Here is a 9,977-nt window from a genome sequence, read left to right as displayed (position 1 = left end):
GGGGCCGTAGCTCAGCTGGGAGAGCGTCGCGATGGCATTGCGAAGGTCTGGGGTTCGATCCCCCACGGCTCCACCACTTCATTCTTCCTAGCTGACGCCCCGCCGACGTGGCATCGCACCCGCTCGGGAGATCTTTGTGAACGCACCTCTGGATTTTGCGCTCGGCGAGATGGCGGATGCGATCCGCGATACGACCGTGCGCTTCGCCGCCGAGCGGATCGCGCCGCTCGCGCAAAGGATCGATGCCGAGGACTGGTTCCCGCGCGAGCTCTGGCCCGCAATGGGCGAACTCGGGCTGCACGGCATCACCGTCGAGGAAGAGTTCGGCGGCCTCGGACTCGGCTATCTGGAGCATGTCGTCGCTTGCGAGGAGGTGAGCCGCGCCTCGGCGTCGATCGGGCTTTCCTACGGCGCGCACTCCAACCTCTGCGTCAACCAGATCGGCCGCTGGGGTTCGCCCGAGCAGAAGGTGAAATATCTTCCCAAGCTGGTGTCCGGCGAGCATATCGGCAGCCTCGCGATGTCCGAGGCGGGGGCGGGATCGGATGTCGTCTCGATGAAGCTGCGCGCCGACAAGGTCGACGGCGGCTGGCGGCTCAACGGCACGAAGTTCTGGATCACCAACGCCGCTTATGCCGATACGCTCGTCGTCTATGCCAAGACGACGCCCGACGCGGGATCGAAGGGCATCACCGCCTTCCTGATCGAGAAGGACTTCGCGGGCTTCGCGATCGGGCAGAAGATCGACAAGATGGGGATGCGCGGCAGCCCAACCGCCGAGCTGGTTTTCGACGATTGCTTCGTCGCCGCGAGCCAGGTGATGGGGCCGCTCGACGGCGGCGTGAAGGTGCTGATGAGCGGGCTCGATTATGAGCGCGTCGTGCTCTCGGGCATCCAGCTCGGCATCATGCAGGCCTGCCTCGACGTCGTCGTGCCCTATCTTCAGGAGCGCAGGCAGTTCGGCAAGCCGATCGGCGCGTTCCAGCTCATGCAGGCCAAGGTGGCCGACATGGTGGTGGCGCTCAATTCGGCGCGGGCTTACTCCTATGCGGTGGCGCGCGCCTGCGACGCGGGCAAGACGACGCGGCACGATGCGGCGGGCGCGATCCTGCTCGCCAGCGAGAATGCGGTGAAGGTCGCCAACGAGGCGGTGCAGGCGCTGGGCGGCGCCGGCTACACCAAGGACTGGCCGGTGGAACGCTATCTGCGCGACGCCAAGCTGCTCGACATCGGCGCGGGCACCAACGAGGTGCGGCGGATGCTGATCGGGCGGGAGCTGCTGGGGGTTTAGGAGTTCGTTCGGCGCCACCGCGGTTGACGCTACGGCGCTGTCCCGCCAAAGAGCCCTCGCTTCGTATCTTCATGCGAATCCCCGGGCCCTGTGCGCATTTTCCGGCACTTAGGCCGCCCCTCGCGGCGGCGCTGATCGCGCCGGAGGCGGCGCCGTCCTTGCGGCCCCACAAGGAGATGTTCATTGGCCAAGGTTGCCATCAACGGATTTGGACGGATCGGGCGCCTCGTCGCTCGCGCCATCCTCTCGCAGCCCGATTGCGGGCTGGAGCTCGTCGCGATCAACGATCTGGGCGATGCCAAGCATAACGCCTTGTTGTTCAAGCGCGATTCGGTTCACGGCACCTGGCAAGGCGACGTGAGCGCCGAGGGCGACGAGATGATCGTCGGCGGCAAAAGGATCAAGGTCACCGCCGAGCGCGATCCCGCCAGCCTGCCGCATGCCGCGCTGGGCGTGGATATCGCGCTGGAGTGCACCGGCTTCTTCACCGATCGCGACAGCGCGGGCAAGCATCTCGCCGCGGGCGCCAGGAAAGTGCTGATCTCGGCACCGGCGAAGGGGGTCGACCTTACCGTCGTGTTCGGCGTCAACCACGACAAGCTGACCGCCGCGCACGAGATCGTCTCGAACGCGTCCTGCACGACCAACTGCCTCGCGCCGATCGCCAAGGTGCTCAACGACGCGATCGGCATCGAGCGCGGGCTGATGACGACGGTTCACAGCTACACCAACGATCAGAAGATCCTCGACCAGATCCATCCCGACATGCGCCGCGCGCGCGCCGCCGCGATGTCGATGATCCCGACGACGACGGGCGCCGCCCGCGCGGTCGGCGAGGTGCTGCCCGAGCTCAAGGGCAAGCTCGACGGATCGGCGATCCGCGTGCCGACGCCGAACGTCTCGGTCGTCGATCTCACCTTCACGCCCAAGCGCGACACGACGCTGGAGGAGGTCAACGGCGCGCTCAGGGCCGCGGCGGAAAGCGGGCCGCTCAAGGGCATCCTGCAATATGTCACCGATCCGCTCGTCTCGATCGACTTCAATGGCGACAAGGCCTCGTCCTCGGTCGACAGCCTCGAGACCGCGGTGCTGGAGGGCAAGCTCGTCCGCGTGCTGAGCTGGTACGACAATGAGTGGGGCTTCTCGAACCGCATGGTCGATACCGCCGGCGCAATGGCGAAGCTGCTGTAACGCCGGATATCCATCGTTCGTCGTCCGCCAGCATGACGAGAAAGGGAGCGTGACCGGCCGCCTGCTCGGCATCGCGCGGCACGCGCGTCCGCGCGGACCGATGGAGACGCTGGAGCATGCCCAGGTCGGGCTGGAAACGGGCATCCAGGGCGATTTTCGCGGCAGTCTCAAGCCGGGGGGGAACAGGCGCCAGGTGACGGTGATGACGCTCGATGGCTGGCAGGCCGCGTTGGCCGAGGTGAGGGCATCGGTCGCGTGGGAGCAGCGCCGGGTGAACCTGCTCGTCGATGGCCTGGCGCTCGAACGGACGAGCGGCGCGCGGCTTTGGATCGGGAGCGGCGTCGTGCTGGAGGTGACCGGGGAATGTTTTCCGTGCAGCCGCATGGAAGAACTCCATCCCGGCTTGAAGGGGGCGCTGCTGCCGCGCTGGCGCGGTGGCGTGACCACCAGGGTGATATCGAACGGCCGCATCGCGGTCGGCGACGAAGTGAGGATCGGGCGATGAGCTTCAAGACGCTGGACGACATGAGCGACGTGCGGGGCAAGCGCGTGCTCGTGCGCGAGGATCTCAACGTGCCCATGGATGGCGCGCGCGTCACCGACGACACCCGCCTGCGCGCCGCCGCGCCGACGATCGCCGAGCTTTCGGACAAGGGCGCGATCGTGCTGGTGCTCGCGCACTTCGGCCGGCCCAAGGGCGAGAGGAACCCCGCCATGAGCCTGGCGATGGTGACGAGGCCGCTGAGCGACGTGCTCGGCCGCGAGGTGCGCTTCATCGACGATTGCGCCGGGCCCGCCGCCGGGGACGCGGTGGCGCTGATGCAGCCGGGCGACATCGCGGTGCTGGAGAACACCCGCTTCCATCGCGGCGAGGAAACGAACGATCCCGCGCTCGCCGATGCGATGGCTAAGCTCGGCGATCTCTACGTCAACGATGCCTTCTCCGCCGCGCACCGCGCGCACGCCTCGACCGAGGGACTGGCGCATCGGCTGCCTTCCTATGCGGGCCGATCGATGCAGGCGGAGCTGGAGGCGCTGCAAAAGGCGCTCGGCAATCCCGAGCATCCCGTCGCGGCGGTGGTCGGCGGCGCCAAGGTCTCGACCAAGCTCGACGTGCTCAAGCAGATGGTCGCCAAGGTCGATCATCTGATCATCGGCGGCGGCATGGCCAACACCTTCCTCGCCGCGCGCGGCGTCGATGTCGGCAGGTCGCTGTGCGAGCATGATCTCAAGGACACGGTCATCGGCATCCTCGACGCCGCCGAGGCCGCGGGCTGCACCGTCCATCTGCCGTACGACGTGGTGGTTGCGAAGGAATTTCGCGCCAACCCGCCGACGCGCACGGTCAACGTCCATGAGGTCGCGGCCGACGAGATGATCCTCGATGTCGGTCCGGCGGCGGTCGAGGCGCTGGCCGACGTGCTCAAGACGTGCCGCACGCTCGTCTGGAACGGGCCGATGGGCGCGTTCGAGACCGCGCCGTTCGATACCGCGACGGTCGCGCTCGCCAGGACGGCCGCGGCGCTGACCAAGGACGGCTCGCTGGTCTCGGTCGCGGGCGGCGGCGATACGGTGGCGGCACTCAACCATGCCAACGCCGCCGACGACTTCACCTTCGTCTCCACCGCGGGCGGCGCCTTCCTCGAATGGATGGAGGGCAGGGAATTGCCGGGCGTGGCGGCATTGCAAGGTTGAAAACTACCGGAAGTGCTGGTACGTTTAACATGTTCAACGAGGTGTCATCATGCTCGGCATCCGGCTCGATTCCGAAACCGAAGAGGCGCTCGATCGTCATGCTCGCGCGATCGGCCGATCTAAGAGCGTGATCGTCCGCGATTGGATCACCACGCAGTTGGAACGGGAGTCGATCGATGTGCTGATGGCGCATGCCGCCGCGATGCACGCCAGAGACGATCGTGATCATGACCGCGGCAGGGATACCGATGCCTGGCTGCGCGCCCTTGATGCGGAAGACGGCGGCTATGATTGGGGGCCGGAAGGGCCGCCCGAGTGACGCGCGGTGATATCATCCTGGTGCGCGAATCCGGCAGCCCTGCCGCCAAGCCGCGGCCGTGCGTGGTCGTCCAGCGCACGAGCGTGCTTGCCGCAAGCAGCAAGGTGACGGCCTGTCCTTTGACCTCGATGCTGAGGGGTGCCGAGGGACAGCGGCCACTGGTCGTACCATCGGAGGCGAATGGTCTGCTCGAACCGAGCGAGATCCAGGTCGACTGGATTTATACCTTTTCGATCGAGCGCGTGGGCGCGACAATCGGCCGCATAGACGGGGGCACGATGCGGCAGGTTGACGTCGCGCTTCGCCGCTGGCTGGAACTTTAGACGTCCATCAAGGGGAATTTCATGAGCATCGCCGATACGACCACCAAGATCGCCACGGGCAAAGGCTTCATCGCCGCGCTCGACCAGAGCGGCGGCTCGACGCCGAAGGCGCTCAAGGGCTATGGCATCGAGGCCGACGCTTATACGGGCGACGAGGAGATGTTCGGCTTGATCCACGAGATGCGCGTGCGCATCATCACCTCGCCCGCCTTCACCGGCGACAAGGTGATCGGCGCGATCCTGTTTGAGCGGACGATGGACGGCCAGGCCGACGGCAAGCCCGTGCCGCAGGCGCTGATCGATCGCGGCGTGGTGCCCTTCCTCAAGATCGACAAGGGCCTCGAGGACGAGGCGAACGGCGTCCAGATGATGAAGCCGATGCCGGGGCTCGATGCCTTGCTGGCGCGCGCCAGAGCGCTGGGCGTGTTCGGCACCAAGGAGCGTTCGGTGATCAACCTCGCCGATCGCGCGGGGATCGCCGCGATCGTCCGGCAGCAGTTCGAGGTCGGCGCGCAGGTGCTCGCGGGCGGGCTGGTGCCGATGCTGGAGCCCGAGATCAACATCAAGAGCGCCGAGCGCGCCCAATGCGATCAGATCCTGCTCGAGGAATTGACCAAGGCGCTGGATGCGATGCCGGGCACCGAAAAGGTGATGCTCAAGCTCTCGATTCCCGAGAAGCACGGCCTCTATACCTCGCTGACCCAGCATCCGCGCGTGCTGCGGGTGGTGGCCTTGTCGGGTGGCTATGCGCGCCCGGAAGCCTGCGCCCAGCTTGCCAGAAATCCGAGCATGATCGCCAGCTTCAGCCGCGCGCTGCTGGAAGATCTGCGCTACCAGATGAGCGACGCGGAATTCGATCGCTCGCTCGGCGGCGCGATCGACGAAATCTACACCGCGTCGACGGTCAAAGCCTGAGGGAAGGGCGGGCATGGCACGGATCTACGCCATGCTCGCGCTGCTCGGCGCGGCGATCCCGATGGCGCCGTTCGTGCCGTGGGTGGCGGCGCACGGAATCGACGCGCGGCTGTTTGTGCAGGCGCTGTTCGCCAACCGCATCTCGGCCTTCTTCGGGCTCGACGTGATCGTCTCGGCGGTGGTGCTGATCCTGTTCGTGCTGGTCGAGGGCAAGCGCGCGAAGGTTCGCCACCGCTGGCTGCCGATCGTGGCGACGTGCCTGATCGGGGTTTCGTGCGGGCTGCCGCTGTTCCTGGCGCTGCGCGAGCGCGCGCGCGGAAAATGAGCTTCACCTATCACCGCAGTGTCGTGCGGACGCTGGCGCATCGGCTCGACGATCCGGCGGCTTTCGCGGCGGCGATCCGGCGGCTAGGGCCAAAAGATGGATGAGATTGACGCATTGCGCCTCGACCCGGGCTTCGCCGATCGTTTCGAGGCGCAGTTTCGGCCTGCCTGCCAGCTCTATCTGATCTCGCCTCCCGCGATCGATGCGGCCTTCGCCGATCGGCTTGCGGCCGCGCTCGATGCCGGGCCGGTCGCGGCGTTCCAGCTCCGCCTCAAGGGAATCGGCGATCACGATATCGCCAGGTTCGCGGAGCCGTTGCAGCGGATCTGCGCCGATGCGCAGGTGACCTTCATCGTCAACGACAGCATCGGGCTGGCCAAGCGGCTCGGCGCCGATGGCGTGCATCTCGGCCAGGAAGACGGCGATCCGCGCGATGCGCGCGCGATGCTCGGCCCGAAGGCGCAGATCGGCGTGACCTGCCACGACAGCCGCCACCTCGCGATGGAGGCGGGGGAGGCGGGCGCCGATTATGTCGCGTTCGGCAGCTTCTACCCTACCGCGACCAAGGAGGTGCACCACCATCCCGAGCCCTCGATCCTCGGCTGGTGGGCGACGCTGTTCGAACTCCCCTCCGTGGCGATCGGCGGGATCACGCCGGCTAACGCCTTGCCGCTGATCGAGGCGGGCGCGGACTTCATCGCGGCGTCGAGCGCGGTGTGGGGGGCACCCGAAGGCGAGAAGATGGCGGTCGAGGCCTTTACCAGAGTGCTGAACCGCGCAAGATGAAAGGGGTCAAGCGACGATATCGTCGTGCCCCGCGTCATGCTCCTGCTCGATGACGTCGCGACGCGCGTTGTTGGCGGCGGCGATGAATATGACAAGCGCTATGATGCCCGCCCCGGCGATCAGCGCGATGCACAGCCCGCCGAGCAGACCGACGCTACCGCTGGTGATCGTAAAACCCATGCCCGGCCAACGCATCGGCGGGCAGAACTATCCCTGCCGGCGAAAATCTAGCCCCAGTGACGCACCCGACCCGTATCGACGTGGACGAAGCCGTCCCTGGGATAATAGCCGACGCCGCCCGCCTGCATCGCCATCGCGACCGCATGCAGCCGATCGAGCGGAATGCCGGGCATGTGGATGTCGGTGGCCTTGCCGAGCATATGCTGGCTCTTCGAGGCGACGCCGGTATGTTCGCCGCCGCGGTCGCGCAGTGCGGCGTTGGTCTGCGGCGAACGATAGCCCGAGATCAGATCGAACTTGGTACGCGGATCCACGTCCAGCGTGTCGCGGATGCGCGAGAGCAGCAGCAGCAGCGCCGGGTCCATCTGCGTCTGCGCGTTGTTGCGCCAGTCGCGCAGGCCGTGATTGAGCTCGGCTAAGCCCTGCCTGTCCCAACCGCTGGCGCCGAAGAAGCGCGCGTCGACGGTATCGCCGGTGTGGACATTCTTGAAGGCGATGCGCCTTTCGGGAAGTGCTGCGAAAGCGCCGGTGGCCCCCAGGATCGAGGCCGCACCAAGCGAAAGCGCGCCGCCCAACAGCCGGCGCCGGCCGATCTCGAAATCCAGCATCGATTTAAGCCCACTCTCAAGGAAAGAAACGTCGCGTGCGGCGTTGCTGTGTTTGCCCGAGAACAAGATAGGGGGGATCATTTATGAAGAACACTTTGGTTGCGGCGCTTTGCCTTGCGATTGCAACGGCTTGTCCGGTTCCGGCCGCGGCGGCCGCGCCCAAGGCGCCGCCATCGCCGGAAACACTCAGGCTGCAAGTCCTCCTCGATCGGCTGGCCTTCTCGCCCGGCGCGATCGACGGACATTCGGGCGCGACGCTGACCAAGGCGCTCAAAGGCTATCAGCAGGCCAATGGCCTGACCCCCACGGGTCAGCTCGATGATGCCACCAAGAAGGCGTTCGCGGCGGCCGGAGACGTACCCGGCACGGTCGAAGTGACGCTGGGCACGCAGGATTTCGCGGGGCCGTTCGTCGGCCCGATGCCGACCAAGCCCGCCGATCAGGCCAAGCTGCCCGAGATGGGCTATGCCGACGTGATGGAGGCGCTGGCCGAACGCTATCACACCACTCCGGAGACGCTGCGCACGCTCAACCCGCCCGATACCAAACTCGTCGCGGGCAGCAAGATCAAGGTGCCCAATGTCGTGCCCGCCGCGACCGCTTATCCCGATACGCTCAAGCCCGACTGGCGCGCCGAGCTGACCGCGCTCAACGTCTCCTCCGATCAGCCCAAGGCGGCGAAGCTGGTCGTCAGCAAGTCGCAGGGCGTGCTCCGCGTGCTGGACGCGGCAGGCAAGCTGCTCGCGCAATTCCCCGCGACGATGGGCAGCGCGCATGATCCGCTGCCGATCGGCAAGTGGAAGGTGCAGGGCACGAGCTATCTGCCGACCTATCATTTCAACCCGGCGCTGTTCTGGGATGCCAAACCGGGCCAGACCAAGGAGACGCTCAAGGGCGGGCCGAACAGCCCGGTCGGCGTCGTCTGGATGGACCTCGACAAGCCGCACTACGGCATCCACGGCACCCCCAACCCCGAGAAGATCGGGCGGACCGAGAGCCATGGCTGCATCCGCCTGACCAACTGGGATGCGGCGCGGCTGTCGCTGATGGTCAAGCCAGGCACGCCGGCGGAATTCGTGCGGTGACGCGGCTGGGCTGGCTTCTGCTGCTGGCCTTCGTCCTGATCGTCGGCGGCTTCTTCGCGATCGTCAAGCGCGAGCGCGGACCATCCCCCGAAATCGCCACGGCGGAGCGAGCAAACGCGCCGGCCGCAACGACCTCGCCGACCGCAGCGCCGCAAGGCGGACTGGTCATTCCCGTTTCGGGGATCAGGTCCGAGCAGCTTGCCGATAGCTGGGGCGACGCGCGGGGCGACGGCACGCGCGCGCACCACGCCATCGACATCATGGCGCCGCGCGGCACCGCCGTGGTCGCGGCGGCGGCGGGCAGAGTCGAGAAGATCTTCGAGAGCAGGGATGGCGGCCATACCGTCTATGTTCGCCGCGCCGATCCCGCCTGGGTCGATTATTACGCACATCTCGATGGTTACGCTCCCAACCTCATGCAGGGCATGAGGATCGGCCAGGGCCAGTTGATCGGCGCGGTCGGCTCGACGGGCGATGCCGATCCGGCGGCGCCGCACCTCCATTACGAGATCAAGCGCATGGCCGTGGGCGAGCAATGGTGGCAGGGCATCGAGATCAATCCCTACCCCATCCTTGCTGGCAGGCCCTCCGCCCGCTAGGGCGCTCCGCCTGCTCTTTCCAAATTCGCGAGACCATAATGAAAATCAGCGGCGTGGACATTCGTCCCGGCAACATCATCGAATATGAAGGCGGCATCTGGCGCGCGGTGAAGATCCAGCACACCCAGCCCGGCAAGGGCGGCGCCTACATGCAGGTCGAGATGAAGAATCTGATCGACGGCCGCAAGAACAATGTGCGCTTCCGATCGGCCGAGACGGTGGAGCGCGTCCGCCTCGACACGACCGATTTCCAGTTCCTGTTCCGCGACGGCGACGCGCTGACCTTCATGGACAAGGTGAATTACGAGCAGATCACGCTTGACGCCGGCATCCTCGGCGACGCCGCCGCCTTCCTCCAGGACGGCATGGACGTGGTGATGGAGCTTTACGACGAGCGCCCGATCTCGGTGCAGTTGCCCGATACGATCGAGGCGGTGATCGTCGAGGCGGACGCCGTGGTGAAGGGGCAGACCGCTTCCTCCAGCTACAAGCCCGCGATCCTCGACAATGGCGTGCGCGTGATGGTTCCGCCGCATATTTCGAGCGGGACGCGGATCGTCGTCGACGTCGCCAGCCAGGAATATGTCCGCCGCGCGGATTGACGTGCCGATATCCCCTCCCGCTTGCGGGAGGGGCCGGGGGGTGGGTTGCGAGCGCCAG

14 protein-coding genes and 1 tRNA gene are annotated in these 9,977 nt (G+C 66.6%); 13 read left to right on the top strand and 2 right to left on the bottom strand.

What is annotated here, in order from left to right:
* The 10 genes from HUU94_RS10105 (at nt 1) to thiE (ending at nt 6,845) form a co-directional block, all read left to right on the top strand.
* Nucleotides 1–76 (top strand) — tRNA-Ala (locus tag HUU94_RS10105).
* A gap of 93 nt (nt 77–169) precedes the next feature.
* Nucleotides 170–1,291, top strand: a complete 1,122-nt coding sequence (locus tag HUU94_RS10100; protein WP_174274959.1) for an acyl-CoA dehydrogenase family protein — start codon at nt 170–172, stop codon at nt 1,289–1,291.
* Nucleotides 1,292–1,474: 183 nt separating this feature from the next.
* Nucleotides 1,475–2,482: a type I glyceraldehyde-3-phosphate dehydrogenase gene (gene gap, locus HUU94_RS10095; RefSeq protein WP_174274957.1), complete on the top strand. Its 1,008-nt coding sequence runs from the start codon at nt 1,475–1,477 to the stop codon at nt 2,480–2,482.
* 49 nt (nt 2,483–2,531) lie between these two features.
* On the top strand, nt 2,532–2,987 hold the full coding sequence (locus tag HUU94_RS10090; protein ID WP_254602123.1) for an MOSC domain-containing protein: 456 nt from the start codon (nt 2,532–2,534) through the stop codon (nt 2,985–2,987).
* On the top strand, nt 2,984–4,177 hold the full coding sequence (locus HUU94_RS10085; RefSeq protein ID WP_174274956.1) for a phosphoglycerate kinase: 1,194 nt from the start codon (nt 2,984–2,986) through the stop codon (nt 4,175–4,177). Before HUU94_RS10090 ends, HUU94_RS10085 begins: the two co-directional genes overlap by 4 nt.
* 49 nt (nt 4,178–4,226) lie before the next feature.
* The gene (locus HUU94_RS10080; RefSeq protein ID WP_174274955.1) at nt 4,227–4,496 is read left to right on the top strand and encodes a CopG family transcriptional regulator; all 270 of its coding nucleotides are present in this window, start codon (nt 4,227–4,229) and stop codon (nt 4,494–4,496) included.
* The gene (locus HUU94_RS10075) at nt 4,493–4,819 is read left to right on the top strand and encodes a type II toxin-antitoxin system PemK/MazF family toxin (RefSeq protein WP_174274954.1); all 327 of its coding nucleotides are present in this window, start codon (nt 4,493–4,495) and stop codon (nt 4,817–4,819) included. The genes HUU94_RS10080 and HUU94_RS10075 overlap by 4 nt, the downstream gene beginning before the upstream one ends.
* 21 nt (nt 4,820–4,840) lie before the next feature.
* A complete protein-coding gene (locus HUU94_RS10070) occupies nt 4,841–5,734 on the top strand; it encodes a fructose bisphosphate aldolase (RefSeq protein WP_174274953.1) in 894 nt (297 codons plus the stop codon).
* 13 nt (nt 5,735–5,747) lie between these two features.
* Nucleotides 5,748–6,059 carry a DUF2834 domain-containing protein gene (locus HUU94_RS10065; RefSeq protein WP_174274952.1) on the top strand — a complete coding sequence of 104 codons (312 nt, stop codon included), beginning with the start codon at nt 5,748–5,750 and terminating at the stop codon, nt 6,057–6,059.
* 96 nt (nt 6,060–6,155) lie between these two features.
* Entirely contained in the window at nt 6,156–6,845 is a 690-nt protein-coding gene (thiE, locus tag HUU94_RS10060) for a thiamine phosphate synthase (RefSeq protein WP_174274951.1), read from the top strand.
* A 6-nt stretch (nt 6,846–6,851) separates the two neighbouring features.
* Here the strand turns inward: thiE and HUU94_RS10055 are convergent, their stop codons facing one another.
* Nucleotides 6,852–7,025 carry a hypothetical protein gene (locus HUU94_RS10055; protein WP_174274950.1) on the bottom strand — a complete coding sequence of 58 codons (174 nt, stop codon included), beginning with the start codon at nt 7,023–7,025 and terminating at the stop codon, nt 6,852–6,854.
* Between the two features lie 47 nt (nt 7,026–7,072).
* Nucleotides 7,073–7,633: a DUF882 domain-containing protein gene (locus tag HUU94_RS10050; protein WP_174274949.1), complete on the bottom strand. Its 561-nt coding sequence runs from the start codon at nt 7,631–7,633 to the stop codon at nt 7,073–7,075.
* A gap of 83 nt (nt 7,634–7,716) precedes the next feature.
* Here HUU94_RS10050 and HUU94_RS10045 point away from each other — a divergent pair, with 83 nt between their 5' ends.
* The 3 genes from HUU94_RS10045 to efp are packed head-to-tail and all read left to right on the top strand — an operon-like array spanning nt 7,717 to nt 9,919.
* Nucleotides 7,717–8,718, top strand: coding sequence for a L,D-transpeptidase family protein (locus HUU94_RS10045; RefSeq protein WP_174274948.1), 1,002 nt, complete (start codon nt 7,717–7,719; stop codon nt 8,716–8,718).
* On the top strand, nt 8,715–9,317 hold the full coding sequence (locus HUU94_RS10040; protein WP_174274947.1) for a M23 family metallopeptidase: 603 nt from the start codon (nt 8,715–8,717) through the stop codon (nt 9,315–9,317). Before HUU94_RS10045 ends, HUU94_RS10040 begins: the two co-directional genes overlap by 4 nt.
* A 38-nt stretch (nt 9,318–9,355) precedes the next feature.
* Nucleotides 9,356–9,919, top strand: a complete 564-nt coding sequence (efp, locus tag HUU94_RS10035) for an elongation factor P (RefSeq protein WP_174274946.1) — start codon at nt 9,356–9,358, stop codon at nt 9,917–9,919.
* Nucleotides 9,920–9,977: the final 58 nt, after the last annotated feature.

This window comes from Sphingomonas bacterium, from assembly GCF_903644055.1.
In the GTDB taxonomy this organism is placed as follows: Bacteria; Pseudomonadota; Alphaproteobacteria; order Sphingomonadales; family Sphingomonadaceae; genus Sphingomonas_I.
The sequence above is the reverse complement of the archived record's forward strand: the minus strand, read 5'-3'. Positions and strand labels throughout refer to the sequence as shown.

Coding starts and splice junctions, on each gene's coding strand:
- HUU94_RS10100 (WP_174274959.1), top strand. CDS start 170: ATGGCGGATGCGATCCGCGATACGACCGTGCGCTTCGCCGCCGAGCGG.
- HUU94_RS10085 (WP_174274956.1), top strand. CDS start 2,984: ATGAGCTTCAAGACGCTGGACGACATGAGCGACGTGCGGGGCAAGCGC.
- HUU94_RS10080 (WP_174274955.1), top strand. CDS start 4,227: ATGCTCGGCATCCGGCTCGATTCCGAAACCGAAGAGGCGCTCGATCGT.
- HUU94_RS10070 (WP_174274953.1), top strand. CDS start 4,841: ATGAGCATCGCCGATACGACCACCAAGATCGCCACGGGCAAAGGCTTC.
- HUU94_RS10065 (WP_174274952.1), top strand. CDS start 5,748: ATGGCACGGATCTACGCCATGCTCGCGCTGCTCGGCGCGGCGATCCCG.
- thiE (WP_174274951.1), top strand. CDS start 6,156: ATGGATGAGATTGACGCATTGCGCCTCGACCCGGGCTTCGCCGATCGT.
- HUU94_RS10055 (WP_174274950.1), bottom strand. CDS start 7,025: ATGGGTTTTACGATCACCAGCGGTAGCGTCGGTCTGCTCGGCGGGCTG.
- HUU94_RS10050 (WP_174274949.1), bottom strand. CDS start 7,633: ATGCTGGATTTCGAGATCGGCCGGCGCCGGCTGTTGGGCGGCGCGCTT.
- HUU94_RS10045 (WP_174274948.1), top strand. CDS start 7,717: ATGAAGAACACTTTGGTTGCGGCGCTTTGCCTTGCGATTGCAACGGCT.
- efp (WP_174274946.1), top strand. CDS start 9,356: ATGAAAATCAGCGGCGTGGACATTCGTCCCGGCAACATCATCGAATAT.